This window comes from Binatus soli (SeqCode) (genome assembly GCF_050015535.1).
In the GTDB taxonomy this organism is placed as follows: domain Bacteria; phylum Desulfobacterota; class Binatia; order Binatales; family Binataceae; genus Binatus; species Binatus soli.
In genome coordinates this window covers 154,665-176,823 of record NZ_JBEKBF010000004.1, presented here as the reverse complement: position 1 = coordinate 176,823, position 22,159 = coordinate 154,665, and the positions used below count along the sequence as shown (strand labels likewise).

The window sequence follows — 22,159 nt, the reverse complement described above, 5'->3', positions numbered from 1 at the left end:
ATGTCAATTTCGCGCGGAAGCCGCCAGACTCCCCCAAACGTGGCGGTCAGGAAGAGGAGGACACGCGTTCATGCCGGAATTTTTCACGCACCTGCTGCTCAATCCAGGCGTAAGTGCGCGCGAGTCCCTCCTCCAGGGAAATCTCCGGCTCCCAGTTTAGGACCTCGCGCAGTCTGGTGTTGTCGGAATTGCGTCCGCGCACACCCTGCGGACCGACTACGTGCTTGCGGCTGATCCCGATTCCCGCGATGTCCGCTACAATTTCGGAAAGTTCGTTTATCGTAACCATCCGGTCCTGACCAAGATTGAGTGGCTCGTGGTAGTCCGATCGCATCAACTTGCAGATCCCGGTGACACAGTCGTCGATATAACAGAACGAGCGCGTCTGCTCGCCGTCGCCCCAGATCTCGATTTCGTGATTTCCAATCAGCTTTGCGTGCGCCACTTTGCGGCACAATGCAGCCGGCGCCTTCTCGCGCCCGCCCTCCCAGGTGCCGTAGGGGCCGAAGATATTATGGAAGCGGACGATCCGCGTCTCGATTCCGTAGTCCTCGCGATAGTGGTTGCACAATCGCTCGGTGATCAGCTTCTCCCACCCGTAGGCGTCCTGCGGCTGTGCGGGGTAGGCGTCTTCCTCCTTAAGAGGCACAACGTCGGTTTCGGTCTGCTTGAATTCGGGATAGACGCAGGCTGACGAGCTGTACAAATAGCGGCGTACGCCGTTGCGATGAGCAGCCTCCAGGGTCTGGAAGTTGATCATCGCGTTGTTGTAGAGGATTTGCGAGTGATGGGAGGAGATGAAACCCATCCCGCCCATGTCCGCGGCGAGCGCATAGACCTCGTCGATGTCACGTGTCGCCGCAGCGCAATTCTCCCAGTTGCGAAGATCCAGGAGCAGGAATTCGTCGCAGTCCGATGGACGGAATTCCGGTTCCTTGATGTCCACGCCGCGGACCCAGTATCCATCGCGTTTGAGACTGCTGGCGAGATGGCTCCCGATGAATCCACCCGCTCCGGTAACGAGAACTTTTGTCGTCATAGTGTCACCAGGTTTGATTTTAGGCTCACGTCGCGTGAGCTGAGATTCTATCAAGCGCCATCGACGCCAGTCATGCGTCCGCTCAACGGTTCGGGTGCCGGGCGGCGACAGCCTGCCTCACGCGAATCTGCAGCGTCTCGGCGAGCGCACGGTAGAGAAAGCGGGGGCCGTCGACCAGATCGCGCCGCCACAACTTAGCCGGCTCCATCGCAAGCCGCCACAGCCACTCGAGACCGGCGTCGCCAACCCATGCGGGTGCGCGTTTCACCTGTCCGCTGACAAGGCGGAACGCTGCTCCCACCCCGACAACCACCGGCACCCGGAGCGCGTCCAGGTTGCGATGAATCCACCACTCCTGTTTGGGCAGGCCGAGGCCGACCCACAGCACGTCCGGACGCGCTTCGTTAATCTGCTTCACCATCGCCCGCTCTTCTTCGAGTTCCAACTTTCGAAAGGGCGGCGACAGGGTCCCGACCACGCGATGGCCGGGATGCCGCCGCTCGAATCGTTCCCTGAGCGCGACGAGCGTCTCCTCGGTGTCGCCATAGAAAAAGCTCCGGTAACCTGTCCGACTGGCGCGCGCGGCAAAGGCCGCCAGCAGATCGGGCCCCGAAACGCGGCCCGGGAGCGGCGATCCGCGCAGGCGCGATATCCAGACCGGGGCGATCCCATCAGGGCAGAAGAGATCCGCAGAGTTGAGCACGTCGCGCAGCCGGGGGTTCCTGTGCGCCTCCCAGATTCCGTGAAACCCCGTGGCGACGACGAACCGGCACCGCCCCTCGCGCAGCTCGATCCAGCGCTCGATGCGATTCAGTGCCTCATCGATCGTCACCCTGGAAACCGAGCATCCCAGGATTGCAATCGATGCGGGTCGCTCCTGGCACTCGGCTCGGGACGTTTCGTTGTTGGCGATGGAACTCATGCAGCTTCAGTTCCGTGACACGATGGGGGAGTCTGTCGGCGTGAGGACTGAAAACAGGATTTTTATCGACGCGCTGAGCGCGTGAAGCTTCGTTGAAAACTTCGGACCCGAATCGTCAGCGGTAGGCCCGCGCATCGAATGCAACCGTTGGGTCGCCGCGGATCGTTGCAAAAGTCTCCACTCTCTCACTGGCATTTCGAAGATTGGCGGCGCGAATCAATGCTCCGAGATAAACTATGGCCGGCAGCTGCAGCATCAGGTCGACGCTGAACACTGCAGAGGTATTCTCGGGAATGGTCCGGAGCGTGAAGAAGACCATCAGACCAGCGACCTGCGCGAACATCGTCGAATCACCCGCGAACACGATATCCGGCCGCCATGCCGCGCGCGCAAGATACACGAGGGCGATGGCAAACCCCAGCGTCCAGGCGCCGCCGCCTAGAAATCCTCCGCACAGCAACGAATAGAGGACCCCGTTCTGCGCATCCCCAAAGATGATCCGCCGGTCCGCCCGCGGCCCGTAGCCGATGATCGGCGCGCGCAGGATGGCCTGCCAGGCATTGTAGAAAATATCGGTCCGCCCGGTCATCCGCATGATATAATTGTCGTTGCGCGTCGCGTGGCGCCAAATGTGGTGCAGCGTTTCGTGCGACACGAAATCCAAGCCGACTGCGCCGGCGGTCAGCGCCAGCGCCAGAATACCGATCGTGCGTGCGCGTCCTCGCAGCAGCAGCAGCACAACGCCCAGTGCCGCCACGAATGCCGCCAGCGATCCGCGCGACTGCATCACCCACACTAACCAGGCGCATCCCGCGAACAGAGCAATCCACGCTACCCGGGTCCATCGCTCGGTCCGCCACATCGCTGCGCATGCAACGATCGCAATCGCAGCCGCGAAGCGTGAAATCCCGGTCGGACGCACCATCGCCATTCCCGCAACCATCGGCATCCTCGTATTCACCTTATAGCCGCTGAGTCCCTCCGACGTCTCCACTGTGAGATGGCCTCGGCCAAGGTAAACGATGATCGCGAGAATCACGGCGGCCGCGACCCAACTCAGGCGGTTGAGCGACGCCGCGCCGGCAATCTCGTCGCCGCATTCCGCCAGGTACATTTCGCCCGCGCCCAGCGTTGCGATGAATGCGAGCCCCCAATAGCCCCACTCGAACCAGTTCTCCACCCCAATGCTCGCGGTGAGACAGACGGCCGCGTAAAAAAACCACAACCACTCGGGCAGGGTCGGCTCGCGCATCCGAGTGTCGCTCCGGCCCAGCAGATGAAAAATCCAAATCGCCAGGACCACGAGCGGGAACGCTGCGCGGATGCCATGGAACGCGGCGAACCCTCCGCTCAGGATGCCGTCGAGATCAATATTCCAAGGACCCGTGTTAATCGATCCCCAGAGCGCCAGCCAGCACAGCGTAGGAACGACCGGGAGCATGATTCCGGCGACGCTGCGAATAGGTCGATCGGTTGGTCCGCGTGCGAGCATTGTCATAAGAGCGGGCGTGAAATCCTGCGCCGCACCGGCGCGGCCATCGGCTCGGAACGCGTCGCAAGGACTCGCTGATAGATGCGATCGATCGCTTCGGCCTTGGCCTCCCAGGAGAACTCCCGCGCCCGCCGCAGCGCTCCGGCGGCCAGCCGGCGCCTCATGTTTTCGTCACCTGCAATTTCAATGATTCTGCGGCTAAGCCGGCCCTTGAACTCCCGTATATTGCGGATCGGAATCCGGATACCACACCTATCACTTACAACATCCGGAAAGCCGCAATGGTCCGGGCATATGACGGGAACGCCGCTAGCCAATGCCTCCACGATTACTGTGGACGTAAGGTCCTGCAGGCTGGTTGTTACAAACAGATGCGTTGATGTCAGACCGGCAAGCGCCTCCGCACGCGACACCTGGCCGCGCCACGTGCAGCGGGACTCGATTCCAAGTCTGGCGGCGAGCCGCTGCCATTTGAGTTTGCACGGGCCGTCGCCGTAGATGTCCAGCCGCCAATCGGTGGTATCAGGTACGTCCGCCAACGCACGCAGCAGGAGATGCAATGCCTTGCGCGGTATATGACGCCCGCTCCATGCAATTCGCAGCGGCTCTCCGTCTCGCCGCATCGCGTAGGTATTACCGGTCTGAGGAGGCAGTCCGACCTCGCAGATCACCTCCGCCTCAACTCCGTACCAGCGCTGGATTTCGCCGCGAATTCCGCTGGTTGCCGCGATCACTCCCGGACCAGCGGCGGCGAAGGCCTTGCGCGGTAGCCGGAGAAACCGGCGATGCATCGAGTTCACGAGGTTGCGTGCGCCGTGATAGATAGATCCTTGCGCGCCCATCGTGGGCAGCAACCGCCACGGCATATTCTCGAGCCCGCCGATCGGGCCCCATACGAACGGAACGTCAAGCTTCCAGAGATGGCCGGGGAAGCGGAATCCCACGAAAGTGAGCTGATGCACGAGGTCAAACTGAACCTTCTTATGTAACTCGCGGGCCAGCTTCAACGCATCGCGCTGCCAGATTCTGTAGGAGGAATGCATCAAGGGCTTGAGGATGGAACCTTCGCACATGCGCCAGAACCGGTTCGCATCACTGTAATGCCATGGTTTCGCAGTCACATACGCGAAATGAATATTCGAGTACGTTGTGGGAGCGCATGCAATGAACCGCTCTATGCTTTCCCGCTGCCATTCTGCCGTAATTACCCAGACGTCATGATTCCTTGCGATAGCGGTTGGCCAAGACCAGCCCACGGCCTTCTCGGAACCGATATAGGGATCGCAGGCGTATGCTGCGATCAACACTTTCAGCTGCCTCATTTTAAAAGACCGAGTTTGCTGAATGTGAATTGACGCGCAAGCCGTTGCGTATCAGCGAGCATTGCAATCTATCCCTCCGGTCAATACCTTCGCCAGCACTTCGGCCCCGTCTTCCCATGTGGCCAGCCTGTCCGCGCGAGCCTTTGCTGCGGCGCCGTCGTTTAGCACGGCCAGAATACCTTCACGGATCCCGGCGTCATTTGGAGTTATGTAAATAGTCTCATCGCCGCCGGCTTCGCGCAGCTCCGGGATGTCGCTTGCGACCACCCGGGTACCGCACGCCCGCGCCTCCAACACCGGCATTCCAAATCCTTCATAGAGGGACGGGCAAATCAGAGCATCGGCACCCGTATAAAGTGCAGGCAGGTCTCCCTGATCGACATAGTCGAGCACAATCACGCCGTACGATGCGCCACGCTCTAGAAGCCCGCATAGTCTCCTGTCCTTCCATCCCCTGCTGCCGGCCAGAACCAGCGTGTGCGCACGTATAAGGCCTTCCGCCTTCATTTTCAAGAACGATTCGACCAGGAGCTCGAAATTCTTTCGCGGCTCACGTGTCCCGACCGCAAGTAAGTACGAGGTCTTCAATCTGTACTTGTTGAGACAAGCTTCCACTTTGTCGCGAGGCTGCGGTGTGAATTCCTCAGAAACCCCGGGCCGGACCACCGCGGCGGCGGTAAATCCGTATGCAGAGTGAAGCTTCGCCGCAGTACCGCGAGAATTCGTGAGGATTTCATTGGCGCGTGCCAAGGATTGGCTGAACAGCAACCTTCGGCCCCAAAGGTCGCGCGCCCGCATAGTGGACGGCACTATCTTGTGATTGAGGTCGTGAACCGTACTCACAGCCCTGACCCTCGGTCCAAGCGCCGGCAGTAGCGTGACGGCGCCCCAAAAGACATCCAGGCTATCGCAACGGCAAAGGCTGCCGGCGCGCGAGGTCAGCCACAGTCCGCGGTTTAAATTACGAGCCATCCAGGATTGGTCGATCCTCGCTGACCATCTCTCCGAGCAAACCGGCAAGCTTAACGCGCACGGAGCGTAGACAAAGAAGCGCGCCTTCGGAAGCAAGTGGTCCAAATGTCTGCAAAGCTCGATAACGTAGCGCCCCACCCCTGTAGGCATACCCATAAAGGCTCGCCCGTCGATTCCGATACGGCATTCATCGCGGTCTCTGACCTGTTCGCTCCGCATCCAGTAACCTACACAAAGTGCGCCAATAGGTCTTTCAGCTCGATTGGTCGTCTCGCACAGAAACAACGATAGTTCAGTTGCTGACCTTTTCGATCATAAGACCGCATACACCCTGACCTGGCATAAGACTCCAATCGGCGAATTCTGTATAGTTGTCAACGATTTCCCTCGCGTCATCGGCTGTGCATCGGAACCCCTGCGTTTGCCACCTGCGGTCGTGGCTTGCGAAACGGCCAGGAGTCTTTTCTCCGAACCACCGTATGACGCTTGCTTGTACCCCCAAGGGGTCAACGAGCCGCTGAAAGACCGCGGCTCGATCGTAGTGCCGTGCAAAGAAAAACTGCCCGTCCCGAGCAGTGCCCTGAGTGCCATAGAGATCTGTCCGGCGGTACTCCAGCCAAAACTTGCGATCCACGGGAACGGTTACTATTAGCCGACCGCCGGGCTCCAGAGCCTTGTAAAGCGTGCACATGGCGTCGGTATCCGCGGTTTCGCCGGCAATGTGTTCAACAACCGAGATCGACCAAATCGACTGATATTGGCAGGCAGTATATTTCAAGCGCTCTACTGCCACACACTCCGTGAATATGTTGTTCAGCCGCAGGCTCTTTGCGGCCCGCGCCGTGCAAGATAGGTCTCTGGGGTCAGGGTTAATTACGCGAATCGAAGCAGTTGGATGTTTCCGTGCCGCGAACAGGCTAAAAAGCCTCGGCGACGCTACATCTAGGCAGTCGCCCAGTCCTTCGGCCAAGCATGACAGAGCAAATGGAAATTCGAAATATCTAACAATATTTACCGGGGTCAGCAGATAGGTGAGTCCAACGCGAAAATTACCTCTGGCAATCATACGACGCGCCAGGACTTTGCCGAACTGGGCAAACTCCATGCCGGGTCCGTTTCTCTTGGCCGCATACGCCAAGCTCGCACGTGAGCGTAGATACGCGCTTGGGATTGAAAGCCAGTCCGCAAACATGGCGCTTCCTCAGGCGGGACGCGCAAAGTGAAGCACGCATGTGCCATACATGAACTCTCGCTTCACTGTTGCTTCGAAGTTGTACCCAGCCATTACGGTCCTGACCGAACTTTCCAGAGCGGGAGAATGACACTCGACGATTACATATTTTGCGCTCTTCAGTGCGCATTGCGCACCTTCGAGCACCGCGACTTCCGCGCCTTCGACATCGATCTTGAGCAGACCGATCGATGTGATCGAATGCGCTTTGCAGTAAGTGTCAAGATCTATCACCTCAATATAAAAGGCTGGCGGAAGCGCCCCGCCCTCAATGAGGCTTCCCGCGACCGTGCTCCGTCCTATGAAAAACGGGCGCATTCCGGCGCATTCGGCCGCCGCCGCATTGACCGCGACCGCATTGATGAGGCCATTCGCCTCGAGATTGCGCACCAGCCTCTTATAAACTCTGGGGTTGGGCTCAAAACAATGTATAGGAACGGTTGGGAACTCCTTGCCATAGCGGATTGCGAAAATACCTATATTGGCGCCCAAATCCAGAATAACGTCTTGCGGCTCAAACCGAATTCTCTCGCTGTCATACTCACGTCCCGAGTAAACTTCTATGTAAGGCCACAACTCTCCCAATCCAGGCGACGATTCAAACCACACGTCGCCGTGCTTCAGTCTCAGGAATAACTCCGGGTCGTCAACACTGATTTGTCCGTTCCGCGACCCCAAGGCGCTTGACAGCTTTGCTAAAGTCAATGTCCCGGCATAGCGACAGAAACGAGCTTTGCTCCTGACTCCTCGACACTCACCTAGTAAAAATAGCAGGTTTTTGAGCAGGCGATTGATTCCGGCTATTGAAGGTTCCATACATTCCCGTCAAATCCGCTGCCGCGGAGACGCGCAGCCCGGCACTTTCACCGGTTAAAGTCCGCTGCGCGCATGGCTTGAAGGCCGGCGCCTTGGTCAGCAGCCCCGCCAGCCATAAGTATGTCGTCCTGGAACTTGCGCGCGATGCTGTCCCATGTGAATTTCGAGGCGACCTTGAGGCGCCCCCGCTCGCGCAGGCGGGCGACAAAATCGGGATTATCGAACAGTTCCGAAATGCGCCGGACGAATTCGTCCCGGTCGCGGGCGAAAAGAATATCTTCGCCATGTTTGAGCGAAAGGCCCTCGGCGGCTTTCTCCGTAGCCACGACCGGTATGCCCGCGGCCATCGCTTCGAGGATCTTGAGCCTCGTCCCAGAGCCCGAGAAAATCGGCGCGACCGCGACGCCGCATGCTCCAACGAAGCCCGCAAAGTCCTCATAGGGAACCGCCCCGGCATTCCTGATCCACGGCTCGCAGTACGGAGCGCCGCCGCCGGTCAGCGCCAGCGTCGCCGACGGGTGCCTCTGCCGCAGCGCCGGCATCACAGACGTGACCAGGAAATCGATGGCCTCGCGATTAGGACCGTAGGCATAAAATCCGGCGAAGAGCAGCGTCTGGCTGTCGATCCCGTATTTCGCCCGCAGGCTCGCGATTGTTTGGCGATCGAGCGGTACAAATCGTTTGGTGTCGACACCGTTGGGCAGCAGTATCGGCGTTACGCCATAGAGCCGGGCAAAATGCGACTGATCGACTTCCGAAACTGCGGTGACCAGGTCGGCATCGCGAACAACCTGCCTCTCGGCGAGGCGTGTCAGGAGCGCGACGGTCCGGCCGTTGCGCATCGAGCGCAGAAGATACTCGACGTTGTGGGAATGGTAAACGACTCTGGTTTGCGGAATCGCGCGCCGGATTCGCCGCAGCAGCATCCAATGATAAAACGCCCACGAGGCGCCTTCGAGAATCACCACATCCGGTTTCGCCCCGCGGATTTCCGCGACCATACGATTGACGAAGCCCGGAAGCCGAATGAGTCTTTCGCGGCGTGATTCGGACGCGCCTGCCAGCGTCACAACCTCCACGCCATCTGCGGTAACGAAGCGCCCGTCGTGGCGGCCGAGCTGTACCAGCACGCTGGAGTCGCTGATGAATTTCGCGAGGTTATAGCTGACGCTCGCGGCGCCACTCGCCGGCGGATAGGCCTCGTAGAAACAGAAAATCGCCACACGTCTGTTCAATTGCCCGCTTATCCCCTCATTTGTGAAACGACGGGCCGCACCGCCATAGCCGAATCGCGCACATCCGTTTCGGAGGAGCTGACTTCATCTGCTCGCCTTCCCAACCAGCCGATTCCGGCGAGCATCGCAAGAAATGGAACCGCAGGGACTCGGAAGCGCGCATGTGCAGCCGGACTAGCGGCACACGCGAGCATCGCGAAAGCCACCCCCAACGGAATCAAGATGCAGGCCGCCTCTATTTTTGAATTCCAATCAGTACGGAACAGCCCACGCGCCACTCCCGCCCAGACCAATAAGTTCAGCATCAGTTGCACCAGAACGAGGATGGCCAAAACAGGCGAGTTCATGGTGCGCCGTATTCTCGTAGTGATGTCGAACGATGGCGCAAGGCCGAGCGGCCCCCCACCATTGGTTCCAAGCAGTTCATTCAACTCATTGCGGTCGGGCACGATCGCCACCAAAACGAGACCACGAACGGTAACGACCAGCGTGGCAAACGGATGCTCTGCAAAGGTCTTAAAACTTTGTCGTATCATCGCTTGGCTGAGCGTAAACGGTATCGCGGAAGGGTCCCCTTGCCAGCCGATTTCGTGCGCCAACTCGGTCGATGCCTCGCCAAACGAACGATGCGTGGCGTAAGCCAGAACTCCCGCGGCGTTATAGTCGAAAATTGTAACAGCCGAATCGGTACTCATCGCGTTCACCCCGGCGACTCGCTGGTTCCTCGCCATCCAAGGCAACATTGCTGCAATCGGAATTGCGAACGCCAACACCGCGAGCACCAATGCGCGCGGCCAGGTGGCGCCTTTCATCAACAAGAACGGAAGCGGTGCAAACAGGGGCAGGAAAATACCGGTGGGCCGAATCATGGCCGCAGCGGCGAGCAGACCAGCGGCAGCAAAAACCTTGGCGGCGGTTACGGCGTTTAATTCATCTGCAATGATAGCCGAAAGCTGCAACAGAATGGCTCCGGTGAGCAGAAATTGAAACAGCGCTTCCGACATTATCATTGCGCCGTAAACGATCGAGGGTATGTCCGTTGCGAGAATGGCCGCGGCCGTGAGTCCGGCGCCAATCCCCCAACGCGCGCTGACGAACCAGCCGAGCCATATGCAAAGGGCGGCGCCGAGAAAAGCCTGGATCACAAGCACCGTGCGCAGGCCCGGCATCATCGCCACGAAGAAGGGATAGCCCGGAGGTCTCAAGATTTCGGCGCTGGCGCAGTGTCCATTGTCGAATTTCGCGAATCCGCAGCCATGCTGAATACCCTGAGCAAGCGGTATATAGTCCGCCGCGTCCCAAGCGCTCTGAAATTTCAGATCGCCTCGCGCGAGCGGTGCGAGTCGGATGAAGAGCGCGGCTATCCCGATCAGCACCAGCCATACCGTTTGACGCCGAGGTATCATGCGGCGCAGATCGTCGGGCTGGTCCCTGGTCGCGACGGCTAAAGAGATTCTGTTCACGTGACTGGCTGTAACGCGTGGTCCGCTCCGTCGCCGGCGGTTGCAGCGCTCGCCGGCAAATTGGATCGGGCCAGGAACTTATCGACAATCGTCCGCAGGTCGCGCATGAAGCGCTCGGCGGAAAACTTTTCGGCCTGCTGCCTCAGATGTTCCAAAAGGCTTGCCTGCAACGCCGGCCGGCTGAGCAGCGCGTAGATCTTCTCCACAGCGTCATCGTCGCCACGGTAGAGCAAGGCGTCGTGGTCAAGAATGTCTGCCGGTCCGCCCTCCGCCGGAGCAAACGTGATGCATCCGGCCTTGACCATCTCGGCGACCGCGATGCCGAATCCCTCGCCTTCTGCTCCATGGATGCCATAGCGACATGACTTCAAGATTTCCTGTTTGCGCTGCTCGGAAACAGAACCTTCCAGAATAACCCAAGGCAAGCTGCGTGCGAGCGCCTGAAGTTTGCGCTCATATTTATTCGTGCCGAAACCCCCAATCATGCGGAGTCGCACTTGATAACCGCGAGCGCGAACCCTTGCGAGGATCTCGAACACCTGCTCAAGACGCTTTTCCTCCGAGATTCTGCCAATGCAAGCGAAATCGTCATTACGACTCTCGAAGGGCGCGTCTGCGAATCCACTTGGAACCGGAGGGTAGAGCACCGGGCATTTTACGTGGTGCTTGCGCTCGATAACCGAGGCTACCCAACGCGAGTTGGCGAGCGGAACGTCTTCGCCCGAAAATAAATCCCGCCCCGAGGGGCTTGAAATGCGATGTGCCAGCCATAGATAGATAGCGCGCACGGGCGCGACCCGATGGAACAAGCCCTGGAAACCGCGCGGCCTCGGAGCGAAGCGGGTCTGCAATTCCTCGTCGCAGGACAAATCGAGCAGATGAATAGCGGGAACGCCGCAATCGCATGGGTTGTAAGCGCTAAACAAAACGTCATACTCAGATGCGACTCGGCGTATTGCTCTCTCGAACAAAGCGCCACGGATAGCCGCTCCACTGCGAATTCTCAGCAGTATGCGGGGTATCGGTAACTGTCGAAGCTTGACTTCCTCCTCACGAACTGCGGTTCCGTAGAACGAATTCATGGCTACGAGATCAATCGCGCTGGTCGTCACGATAGATACGTCGAAGTCGCGCTTGAGCGCCTCCGCTCCCCACATCACCACGGCTTCCGATCCTCCGCGGCCCATTCTGGGATGGGTGATAGCCACGGAAATTCTTCGCGGCTCGAACGCGTTTGGCGGGAGATCGCGCTCGTTTCTGATGAGCCTATTCAACGAACAGCAGATCCTTAAGCGCGGTCAAGGCCCCGCTGGAGAAGCGGTGATAGCGCAAAGTCAACAACTCTCTCGCGATGATTGGGATGCGTGATACTCGATTGGCCGGCAGGCACCTCCGCGCCCGCCAATGACGCAGCACAGCGCTTCGTATGCCCGGAGTAATCGGCCGAGCGTGGGAATCAATCGTTTCGAGTCGTTCGCTAACTGCTGCAAAGAGGGGCGTCCACGATCTCTCTTTGCGTTGGGCGAAAAACCCAGCGAGAAATGCCGCGGTCGAGCGATGTCCCCCCGCTCCGGTGGCTTGTCCCGGATGCTGTCTGTAGGCAAGCAGCGGTCTGTTAATGCAAATGATCCCGCCCATCCCGGAATAGACGAGAGTCCATGCAATGAAAACGTCCTGTCCGCTGGTTTGAAACAGATCGCCGTCCGGCAGCGGCAGGATTATAGACTTCAACGCAGACCTGAACGCCATGCAGTTACCGAGAATCGGGACCGACCGCTTGAATGTCTTGCCGGCAGCCATTTTGCGCTGTAACCGGGGGCTGGGCGCAAATCGGAACTCCTTCCAGAGGCGGCGGTCCAAAAGCCCCATCTCCTCATTCGCAACGTCAGCATCGCACAGCGCAACAGCAGCTGCTGGCCACTCTGTCATAGCCCGTTCCATGGCGGCCACTTTTGCCGGATACCAGACGTCGTCGCAGTCGCTGAGGAAGATGATGTCGCCTGTGCATTCGCTGATCGCGCGCTCGAAGTTTTTGGTAACGCCGAGGTTTCGTTGGTTAATGGAAAGCCGCACCGGAAACGGGGCGCGAGCAGCGAACTCACGCACGACCTCGACCGTGCGATCGGTCGAGGCGTTGTCGCTGACCACCAACTCGTCGGGGAGTCGCGTCTGGCCGATGAAGCTATCGAGCTGCTCCTGGATGAAGCGTTCGCCGTTGTACACCGCCATCGCGATTGAGATGCTCGTCCTCTTACCCTGCATCGCCGTGGCTGAAGAAGCTATGGATTCACCGGCCAAGCAAAAGCCCCGATAGGCCTTCGCTACCTCGCCGCTCCAGCCGCCTTAGAGCCGGCGCCATTCGTTTGGGAGACAAGCTGTATCCTACAATCCATACGCTGTAAGCGAGCCTTCGCCGCAAGTTCCAGTACGGCTGCCGCCAGGTGGCAGATACCGCCCGGTACATTAGCGGAAATAGTTTGTCATCCCATGGATGGTCCGCCGGGCTTTCGCGAAGAGACGTTATCCGGCCAACCCAGTGCGGAGGGTACCTGCCGAGCCATTGCTCCAGGGACCCGGTCTCGCCGCGGGTCAGCTCGTGCAAGGACGCATGAAGATTGAAATCACCCAAGATACCTCGTCTGATTTCAACTAAAGAATCTGGATTGCCCCCCGCATTGTGTCCGTGGATCCTATACTTGCCGAGAGCGTTGTCCAAATAGACGACTTCGCCAAGCACCGAACTCAAAATTGTCAAAAAGGCGTCCGCTGCAATCGCCCACTCCTTTTCCGGGATGGGCATTATTCGTTCCAGTATTTGCCTTGGAAATGCGTTCGCGCTCATGGGTGAATCTGCTGCGAACGGACCAAGCCTTGCGGGTACCCGTGAACCCCCAACATACCTGCCCGAGGCCTCGCCTGATCCGTTGATTACTTCGAGAAGATACTGAATCCGCGCGACTCCTTCCCGCAGTTCCGTCAAAACCGTCTCGACCGCGCAAGGCAACAGAACGTCATCAGCGTCAAGGAATATGATCAGGTCGCCGCTAGAAGCCTCGAACCCGGCATTCAAGGCAGACCCTTGGCCACCGTTACACTTGTATACAGCCTTTACGCGTCGGTCGTAACTCTCGATCACTTCCCGGGAATTATCAGTCGAGCCGTCGTCAACGACGACAACTTCGCAATTCTGGTACGTCTGAGAGAGGGCGCTATCGATGGCTGCGCGCAGGAAGCGCGCATAGTTATAGTTATTTATGATGACGCTGGCTCTTAGCCGTTCCATCGATGGTAGCCCCGTCATACCGGAGGGTTGCCGGCGCTTTTGGTCTCTTTGCGCTGACAAACCCGCTCTATCATCGTGCAGGACTCACATGCCACGGGAGGTGCGGGCAAACGCTGGACCGTTGATTTTTGCTTCTCGCAGGTCGACTTTCTCGGGACCGCCATACCGGTACGCGAACCAAGCTCGGGCCCTTACCCCGTTAGCGCGCTGCCTGAACCGAATCCAGGCGGTGGACTGTCGACTGGTTCGCGGGCCTTTGACGAAAATCCGGAAGTTCTCGGGACCAATTCCTTCGAATCGAAGCCCTGCCGCTTCGAACAGCGGAATCGTCCTACCAGCGTATTTGAGGTTCGAGAGCAGATGAGTCGGATGGGACGGTCCAACATTCTCGAACGCTTCCACGATAAATGCGCGCCCGCCCGGCTTAAGGTATCGTGCGATATCCCGAATCAGTTCGGCGGGTGCGGGAACGTGTTCGAGAACATCATAACATACCACAACGTCGAAGCTCCCGGCGCTTAACTCTTCGACTTGGGACAACTGCACAGTGTGGTCGGAAAGTCCGCTATCGTCGATAAGCCTCCGGGCGAAAGTCGAGGTTGCATTTTCGAATTCGAAGCTCACGACCTTGACGTCCCGGTTGCGCGCCGCGATTTCACACGCGTCGAAACCGATTCCATCGCCGAGGCATAGCACCCGCCCTCCCCCAGGAAGGAATTTGCCGACCTCGTCGGCGGTGGCTTCGCGAAGTTGCCTACGGCCAGGTCTGTAGTGGTAGGCGAGGAGCTCGTAGACGAAAGCGTCGGTCTGGCCGTAGAAGCTCTCCATCGCCGGGCTCCATACCCAGGGAGGACCGACTTGGAGGCGAACAAAGTCCTGGACAACATTGTATCCGATCACCAGCATCTCATTGGCGAGGCGCTCGCCGTCCGCGGCGCCACCATGATAGCGGCGCAGCATCGAGAGCATGTGTTCGTAAGGGTTCACGAAACTCTGCCTCCGATAGAGGCTATTTCGAGGCGTCCGGCGGATTCATGCGCCGCACGTCGTCGGCACCAATTGGCTGTCCAGTTGTTTTCGGTCATTCGGATGCGCCAATTACGCAAAGGCGCTTTGCGGGCGGAATCGAAGGGTCGGGTACATGGCAGCGAAGATCAAAGATATTCCGATCAAGCACAATGTCACCGATATAAATACACCAAGGGCACGAGGTATCCCGGCGGCTGGTAGCATCCACCACCAGACCGCTACAGTTCGTACGACCCGCCAAGATCCTTTTTCACGGTTCGGATTTTCGACCGTCCTGACGAGGTCCTTTACGTCGGTGTGGCGTGCATCGGATATTTCTCTGTAGGTAGCCCCCCAGATACGCACCAAAGGCGCCTCAGGCAGGGACCACTGTGACGCAGGGGGCACTCCGGCGACGGCTCTCTCCCAATAGATACGGTCGTATGCGGAAACCAAAGTTGGAGCATTGACAACAAACCCAAGCAGGATCAGGATTGCGACCAACCTGCACCAGCTTGCCCCTAGCAATCCCGTCAAGGCCAGCAAGCCCGGCAGCGCAGGCATGAGAAGACGGGGACCCCAGCACCAACCCCCGGCCCAATCACCCCATAGAGAATATAAACCCAGGTATGCGCCGAATACGCCGAAGATCAGTAGCGTGTCCACTCGTCTAAGCGCGGACCAACCGAGCCCGACTAAGGAAATAACTATTGGGCAATACCAAAACAAGCCCCTACCTGGACTGAGCAATAGCCCGCTAAGTCCGGCAGGCAAGTGAGCCAAACTGAAGTCGTTAGGCTGACCAAAGGCAAAAACGTGGCTAAATCGTGCAACATTGTAAGCGCAATATAAGACCAATCCCACACTGGTACCGCACAGCGGCGCTAGCGCGGTCCGGAGTGAGTGCGTCTTAACAGCGGAGTGAGCGACCAGCAGCGGGCCTACGACAATGCCGCTTGGCTTGGCAAGTACCGCAAGGGCCGCGAGAACAGAGGCGCCGTTTCTTTCATGCCGAGTTCCTCCTACTTCCAGGAAAATGGCCCAAACCGTCAATAAGGCCAAAAGAGGCTCGGCAAAGAACTCGCGCGCATATACCAGAGAGATCGTCCCGAACGCAAAACCCAACGCCGCAATGAGAGCGTTCTTGGCGGAAGCTCCCAGACGATAAGCAAGAAGAGCCGTTAAATAGCTCGTACCCGCGACTAACAACGGCGACAGTGTCAACGCACATACGCCCGCAACGAAATTCGCTGGAAGATGAAAAAGGCGAGCGATGAGAAGACCCGGTCCTACGAACGGGAGAGCAACGATGGAGAGCAAGGGGTACCACCCAGAGTAATAGTGACCATTTCGACCAAGAATACCGAACCAGGGAGGGACGGCGAAGCTCCCATTGGTCGAGAGGGACACGGATACAGCAAGCATCGACGCTCCGTCGATTGTCTGGATGACGGATGCCGAAAATGCCAGTAAAGTAAGAGCGACCCCGACACCTAGCTTAGCTGCGGACGATCTGAAGTGGTCATCCGTCTCGCTGGATGGCACTGCTTGAGCCGAGCCCTCGCGAGGCGGGAAAGCTCCCGTCGCTGCCATCTCACGCAAAGGAAACCGGTGCGCCTCCTTGCTGCACGACATCGTGAATGTATTGCTCCAGCGCCGCGCCGGAGCGCTCCCACGTGAAGGTGCGGACGAATGCTGTGCCGCGTTCCTGCAGTGTGCGTCTGAGTTCCCGGTTTTCAATCACGCGGCACAGGTTGTCCAAAAGTGACTTCTGGTCTCTCGGAGGACTAAGCAAGGCGGTCTCATTGTTAATGGCGTAATCACGGCAGCCGCCGCTATCCGTGCCCACAAAGACGCAGCCGCAGGCCATGGCCTCGGCGGGAGGAAGACCCCAACCCTCCATCCAGCTAGCTCCCACATAAATCGAGTGCCCGTTATATATCTGCTCGACGAGGGTTTGCTGGCTTGGATTTCGATGGTAAGTAATCCAGTTTGGGACATCGGGCCCTTTCGGATCTGTCCCGAACATGCTGATCGGGAGCGCAGGGTAACGCTGGTGAATCTGCTTGAGGACTGCGACCGCATCTGGAACCCCCTTCCAGTCGTGAGCATGCGACATGGTTGTGATGCTGGCCGGGCGATTCGCCGGCGGGTTCAGAACACGGAAATGGTCGTCGACAGCGTTGGGAATATGGTGGAGGCGGCCGGCTCCGAGAGTGACGCCAAGGTCATACAGCCATCGCGCGATGACCACCTTGTGAATGGGCATGAGCCACGTGGCATCAACACGATCCTTAGGTCCAGCCCATGTTTCGTAGTGCTGGATTAAATATAGTTTTGCGCCCTTGGACGCCGGGTACCCAAGCACATGCTCAGCAGTCTGCCAGAAGGTTGCGAAAACCGCGTCCCCATCCGGAATAACGCCGGGCCGCAAATCATGCGTGAGGATCGCACGCACGTTAGGATGAAGTCGTGCCCATGGAACCAACGGCCTTTCAGTGAGATGGCGTACGCCGAGCCAAACGCGATTCTTGAGCTTTTGGACGAGTGTGGCCGCGGGATCCATTCTGTGCGGATGGACGATGCTGACGATATGGCCACCTTTGGCGAGATAGTTAGCATAGCCATATACTATTCTGAAGCCGCCGCGAGGCACGGGCGCGTAACCTGGCAGTATGAAAGTGATGCGCATCAGCTCAGACTATGCTGCGGATGGAGTGTAAGAAGGTGTGGGCGCCGGTGTGTTGGAATGATGGTTGTGATCGCCGCCATCAGCAGCCTCAGTTGGCTCACTGAACGAAGATAAGATCCTTTACGGCGGTGGGTATGCCACCTGAAAAACGCCAATAACGCAGCGTTGCCAGCTCCCTGATTACCAGGGGCGCGCGTGCTAATCGGCTCGCTGGCAACTCGCAGCGTGCTCGCCAGTGGCGGAGCACGGCTGATAAAAGCTTCTTGTTGGACTCTTCCCACTCGTAGGCGCTTTCCAACCTCCTAATCACGGGTCCTAGATCGCGGACCGGCCTTTCTTTTCTGCCGGCGAAGTCTTGTGCGAAGCGCCCTCGCTCGGGCCCATTAGGCTTTGCTCCGCGGGCGGTCCTGCTGGTCTGCTTCGGGTGCTGCCGGTACGCGACTAGCGGCTGCGGCACCAGGGCAACCCCACCAACCCCGGAATAAATGATTGTCCATGCAATGAAAATGTCGTGAGAGGAACCATCGGGGAGAGGCAGGACAAGCGGTTTGAATCTTGCACGAAAGGCCATGCAGCAACCCGTTGGCGGAATGCGTCTATTGAAAGTGTTGCCGGCGGACAACCTCTCGTGGTCGCGGCTCCGGTATCGGAACTTGTGCACTTGCCATAAGCGGCGATTGAGAGACTCCAGATGCTCATCGACCAGATCAGCGTCGCAGATTGCGAGAGCGGCTCTCGGTGATTCGGCGAGGGCCTGCTCCATCAGCGAGACCTTGCTGGGATACCAAACGTCATCGCAGTCGCTGAGAAAGATGACGCCGCCAGTGCATTCCGTTATCGCACGCTCGAAATTCTTCATGAACCCGAGGTTCGAGTCGTTGATGAATAACCGCACCGGAAACGGAGCGCGAGCAGCGAAGTCGCGGACGATCTCTACCGTTCGATCGGTCGAGGCATTGTCGCTGACCACCAACTCATCAGGGAGTCGCGTCTGGCGGACAAAGCTTTCGAGTTGCTCGCCGATGAACCGCTCCCCGTTGTACACCGCCATCGCTATGGAGATTTTCGATCCGGTGCTCACTTGCGGGCCTCCAGCAAGAGTTCGTCCGCGGCGAGCGGGTCCCACAGGCGCATCAACATCTCGACGAGAGACGCCGCGCGTCCATAGCGCACGTCCGCGTGAGTCAGCGAACGCAGCCATTCCACGCGCCCGCCACGCCTGATAAGCGGACTCTGGACGAAGTTGAACGGGGTCGTTCGAAGCGTGCTCGAGACCGCGCTTTGGACGAACCCGGCGCGCCTTGCCAGCGTGGCCAGGCCATTGCCGGTGAAGATCTGAAGGTGCTGCGGCGGGTGGAGCCCGAGCCAGCTGGGCCCGAAATGGCGATGGCCCCAACTTTCGGCGTTGGGGGTGGTGACGGCAAGCGTACCGCCCACTGCCAGCACTCGACGGATTTCGCGAAGCGTCCCAAGCGGATCGTGAAGGTGCTCGATCACGTGGTTCATCAGGACCAGATCGAATGACTCGTCCGGGTAGCGCTGCGCGGCCAGACTTCCAAGCCTCACGGAAAGTCCTTTGCGCCGCGCCGCATCAACTGCTTGCGCATCGAAGTCCACGCCCTCGGTGTTCCAGCCAAGCTCCTGGGCCATGTTCAACGCATAGCCGTCACCGCATCCGACATCGAGCATCCGCCCCTTTTGGGAAACGGCGAGATAGCGAAGCGGAATATCGAGCGCGTCGCATTCAATGCGCGAGAGCAGGATCGGCAGCGCGAACAACCACCGCAATGGTTTGCCGGTGTCGTCTCCGCAATTGAAGCGCCAGGCACGATAGGCCGACCTGCAAAGCTCGGCCGCCCGATGGCCCGCTCCGGGCGCAGCCGGTGGCGACGCATCCGCCGCATCCTCGGGGGCAGCATGGGTGAAATAGCCCTCGTAGGCCATCGCGATATCTTCTTCGAGTGGCATCGGGTCGAGCCATAGAAGACCGCATTCGGGGTTTGGGCATCGCTTGAGGTTCCATTGGCCCGGGGCGTTGGCCACCCGATCGGTGAGCCCCTCATACAGCGGCTTGCCGCCGGCGCCGCAGAGGCAACACTCGGGGCACGGCCGGCTCCTGATTTCTTCGCCCGACTCGGCCTGTTCGTTCAGCTTTGCGTCCGCAGCGCTCATCGCTCGCTTCATACCTTATCGCAGTAGAGCCCCGCGGATCTGGCATCCTGTCGACCGGGCAATTCTTGACGGCTCCACGATCGATTCCACTCCTTGCCTAATCCGCGCGCTGCCAATAGACACCGCTCCAATCGATGCGTTTCATCTCTTCCTTGATGGCGCACCGTGCGCGAAAGTCGTCAACCGCTTTGTGGCAGCCGGGGAGCGCGTAGTCGTCAATAATTACGTACCCGCCCCTGGACAATTTGGGATAGAGACAAGTCAGGGCATCCATCGTTGATTCATACATGTCGCCGTCGAGCCGCAACACAGCAAGTCGCGCAATCGGTGCGGTGGATAGCGTTTCGCTGAACCAGCCTTTCAGGAACATGACTTGGGAATCGAGAAGACCGAAGGCGGAAAAGTTCGACTTGACATCTTCCAGCGAAACCCTCAGCTCATCATGAGTATGAAGGTGATCGCCGCGGTCTGCTGGGTACTTTGCAGGGTTGGGTGGCGGCAGGCCGCAAAAGGAGTCTGCGGCCCAAACAGTCCGGTCGTCGATTCCATACGCCTTGAGAACCGCGCGCATGAAGATTACAGCTCCGCCACGCCACACGCCGGTTTCTATGAAATCGCCGGGCACTCGGTTCCTGATCACTTCCTCACAGCAAAACTGGAGATTGTCGAGGCGCTTCATCCCAATCATGCTAAAAGCGACCTCATTATAATGAGTGCCCTCGGCCACGATCTTCAAGTCCGATCGATACAGCCTCATCAAAGAAAGACCATAATGTTCCAAAGTGCTGCGCGTTGAAGTGTACAGCGATTTCTGCCAGCGGCGAGCAGGAAGGGTCTGGTGAAGGCGACCTATAGGCTTTTCGGCGTAGACCGCTCCGGACACCGCCTTTTTCATTAGGTCCAAGTAGAGTGATCGTATCTCAATCATCTTCTCGATGTCTTTCTGGCAGCCTCAAAAACGATCGATTTGTTTCAATCCGCGGGAGCCCAATCAGTGCGCCTGCGCAAGGAGAAGGCGCACGCCGCGAACTACACCACGCACAGAAGCCCGCTCTCTTGGTCCGAGTACCAGCCAGCCCAGCATGGCGAATAGAAGTGGTGCTATACCGAGTAGGAGGCATTGTTCAGGCAAATCCATTGGTATCGTCCCAACAGCGAAGATCAGCAACGCCGCTGAAGTGAGCGTGGCAATCCTAGCAATCCCTGGGGCCGCCATCGGCAACAACCGCCACGCCATAAGGAATACTATAAGCGTTGTGACTACCACCCGAACTGTCCATGTTATGGCCACTCCCGCGATTCCATATCGCACCATCATCCACCACAGCATGGCAACGTAGAATGGTGCTTCAGCGAGATGAAGCTTGGCGAGAAGATCAGGCCGGTCAGCGGCCTGGATCAGGCCGTAGGCCGGGTGTGCGGTGCTGTTGATGAACACGGCAAAAGTGAGCCATCGCAATGCGCTTGCACTGTGGTCCGCGAAGGAGGGACCGAGCCACAGGCGAAGAGCTTCGGGCGCCAGCGTGATGATAAAAAGAACCGGGGCAAACAGCGTGAGAACGATGTACTTGGTAGCGCTCTCGAGCAAGAGCGCAGCGTGGTCCGGATCGCTGCTGAAAGCGCCGGAAAAAGCGGAAAACGTCACCGCTGACACGGCATTGGGTATAATCCACAGCTTGGTCGCCACTTGGAAGGGCACTGCGTAGTAGGTAACCGCCGCCATCGACAGCATCGCGCCGATCAGAAAGCGGTCGAAATAGGCCATGATTGGGCTAACCACCGCCGACACCGTAAGCCAGCCGCCGAAGCTCAGCATCGGGCGGATCGTGGCGCGACCCGGGTGAATTTCGCGCCCGAGCCCCGGAACGAGACGCAAGCAAAGCCAGAATGTCACGATCCACCCGGCCACCCGTCCCAGCACCACCACCGCGACCAGCCAGCCAAGGCTGTGGGAAAACGGCAACACCAGGAGCGGACCCACATAGGAGAAGATGGCGCTCGGCACGCGGATCTCATTGATGAGGTCGAAGCGCTGGAAGGCGGAGAGCGTGCCGTTCAGGCCGCCGCTGCTGATGACGAAAGGCATCGAGAAAGCGAGCAGATACAAGGCGTGCAGGCTCTCAGGCTGGAGCGCAACGGGAATTTTGAGGGCGCCGTGCACCAGCCATGGCGCAAGAACGGCAACCACGACGCCACCTGCGGTGCCGAACGCCAGCATCATGAACAGCGAGGTCCAGAACAGGCCAGGGATCTCCTGCTGGTCGCTCGACGCGGCGGCCGCGGCGATGAACTTGGTCGCGGCGCGGCCGAGCCCGAAGTCGAACAGGCCAAAGTAGCCGACCACCATAATGGACAGAGTGAGGACACCATAGCGATCCACTCCGAGCACGCGAATAACGAGCGGTATCGCCAGCAACGCAACCAAGGAAGGCGCGACCTCGCCCGCAAGGTTGATGATCGTGTTGCGAGCAAGCAGACGCCCGCTGGTGAGATTGGTCGGATTGCTCAAACA

Annotated in this window: 18 protein-coding genes; all 18 read right to left on the bottom strand. The window is 58.8% G+C overall.

Features of this window, described 5'->3' with window-relative positions:
• Positions 1 to 46: 46 nt before the first annotated feature.
• On the bottom strand, positions 47 to 1,039 hold the full coding sequence (locus tag ABR989_RS04545) for an NAD-dependent epimerase/dehydratase family protein (RefSeq protein WP_428126029.1): 993 nt from the start codon (positions 1,037 to 1,039) through the stop codon (positions 47 to 49).
• 82 nt (positions 1,040 to 1,121) lie between these two features.
• Positions 1,122 to 1,961: a WecB/TagA/CpsF family glycosyltransferase gene (locus ABR989_RS04540; RefSeq protein ID WP_428126028.1), complete on the bottom strand. Its 840-nt coding sequence runs from the start codon at positions 1,959 to 1,961 to the stop codon at positions 1,122 to 1,124.
• 115 nt (positions 1,962 to 2,076) lie between these two features.
• Positions 2,077 to 3,459: an O-antigen ligase family protein gene (locus tag ABR989_RS04535; protein WP_428126027.1), complete on the bottom strand. Its 1,383-nt coding sequence runs from the start codon at positions 3,457 to 3,459 to the stop codon at positions 2,077 to 2,079.
• The gene (locus tag ABR989_RS04530; protein ID WP_428126026.1) at positions 3,456 to 4,526 is read right to left on the bottom strand and encodes a glycosyltransferase family 4 protein; all 1,071 of its coding nucleotides are present in this window, start codon (positions 4,524 to 4,526) and stop codon (positions 3,456 to 3,458) included. Before ABR989_RS04530 ends, ABR989_RS04535 begins: the two co-directional genes overlap by 4 nt.
• A 300-nt stretch (positions 4,527 to 4,826) precedes the next feature.
• Positions 4,827 to 5,897, bottom strand: a complete 1,071-nt coding sequence (locus tag ABR989_RS04525) for a glycosyltransferase family 4 protein (RefSeq protein ID WP_428126079.1) — start codon at positions 5,895 to 5,897, stop codon at positions 4,827 to 4,829.
• Between the two features lie 142 nt (positions 5,898 to 6,039).
• Complete coding sequence (locus tag ABR989_RS04520) at positions 6,040 to 6,852, bottom strand: class I SAM-dependent methyltransferase (protein ID WP_428126024.1); 813 nt, start codon at positions 6,850 to 6,852, stop codon at positions 6,040 to 6,042.
• A gap of 96 nt (positions 6,853 to 6,948) precedes the next feature.
• A complete protein-coding gene (locus tag ABR989_RS04515) occupies positions 6,949 to 7,794 on the bottom strand; it encodes an FkbM family methyltransferase (protein ID WP_428126023.1) in 846 nt (281 codons plus the stop codon).
• Between the two features lie 47 nt (positions 7,795 to 7,841).
• Positions 7,842 to 9,029, bottom strand: a complete 1,188-nt coding sequence (locus ABR989_RS04510) for a glycosyltransferase family 4 protein (RefSeq protein WP_428126021.1) — start codon at positions 9,027 to 9,029, stop codon at positions 7,842 to 7,844.
• Positions 9,030 to 9,037: 8 nt separating this feature from the next.
• Positions 9,038 to 10,492, bottom strand: a complete 1,455-nt coding sequence (locus ABR989_RS04505) for a hypothetical protein (RefSeq protein WP_428126020.1) — start codon at positions 10,490 to 10,492, stop codon at positions 9,038 to 9,040.
• Entirely contained in the window at positions 10,489 to 11,604 is a 1,116-nt protein-coding gene (locus ABR989_RS04500) for a glycosyltransferase family 4 protein (RefSeq protein ID WP_428126019.1), read from the bottom strand. Before ABR989_RS04500 ends, ABR989_RS04505 begins: the two co-directional genes overlap by 4 nt.
• 154 nt (positions 11,605 to 11,758) lie before the next feature.
• Complete coding sequence (locus ABR989_RS04495; protein ID WP_428126018.1) at positions 11,759 to 12,721, bottom strand: glycosyltransferase; 963 nt, start codon at positions 12,719 to 12,721, stop codon at positions 11,759 to 11,761.
• A 58-nt stretch (positions 12,722 to 12,779) separates the two neighbouring features.
• The gene (locus ABR989_RS04490; RefSeq protein WP_428126017.1) at positions 12,780 to 13,775 is read right to left on the bottom strand and encodes a glycosyltransferase family 2 protein; all 996 of its coding nucleotides are present in this window, start codon (positions 13,773 to 13,775) and stop codon (positions 12,780 to 12,782) included.
• A gap of 84 nt (positions 13,776 to 13,859) precedes the next feature.
• Positions 13,860 to 14,762, bottom strand: a complete 903-nt coding sequence (locus ABR989_RS04485; RefSeq protein WP_428126016.1) for a class I SAM-dependent methyltransferase — start codon at positions 14,760 to 14,762, stop codon at positions 13,860 to 13,862.
• A gap of 1,615 nt (positions 14,763 to 16,377) precedes the next feature.
• Positions 16,378 to 17,475: a glycosyltransferase family 4 protein gene (locus ABR989_RS04480; protein ID WP_428126015.1), complete on the bottom strand. Its 1,098-nt coding sequence runs from the start codon at positions 17,473 to 17,475 to the stop codon at positions 16,378 to 16,380.
• 97 nt (positions 17,476 to 17,572) lie between these two features.
• The gene (locus tag ABR989_RS04475; protein WP_428126014.1) at positions 17,573 to 18,556 is read right to left on the bottom strand and encodes a glycosyltransferase family 2 protein; all 984 of its coding nucleotides are present in this window, start codon (positions 18,554 to 18,556) and stop codon (positions 17,573 to 17,575) included.
• Positions 18,553 to 19,647: a class I SAM-dependent methyltransferase gene (locus ABR989_RS04470; protein WP_428126012.1), complete on the bottom strand. Its 1,095-nt coding sequence runs from the start codon at positions 19,645 to 19,647 to the stop codon at positions 18,553 to 18,555. Before ABR989_RS04470 ends, ABR989_RS04475 begins: the two co-directional genes overlap by 4 nt.
• A 97-nt stretch (positions 19,648 to 19,744) precedes the next feature.
• The gene (locus ABR989_RS04465) at positions 19,745 to 20,575 is read right to left on the bottom strand and encodes a TylF/MycF/NovP-related O-methyltransferase (protein ID WP_428126010.1); all 831 of its coding nucleotides are present in this window, start codon (positions 20,573 to 20,575) and stop codon (positions 19,745 to 19,747) included.
• Between the two features lie 63 nt (positions 20,576 to 20,638).
• Positions 20,639 to 22,156, bottom strand: coding sequence for a flippase (locus ABR989_RS04460; protein WP_428126009.1), 1,518 nt, complete (start codon positions 22,154 to 22,156; stop codon positions 20,639 to 20,641).
• Positions 22,157 to 22,159: the final 3 nt, after the last annotated feature.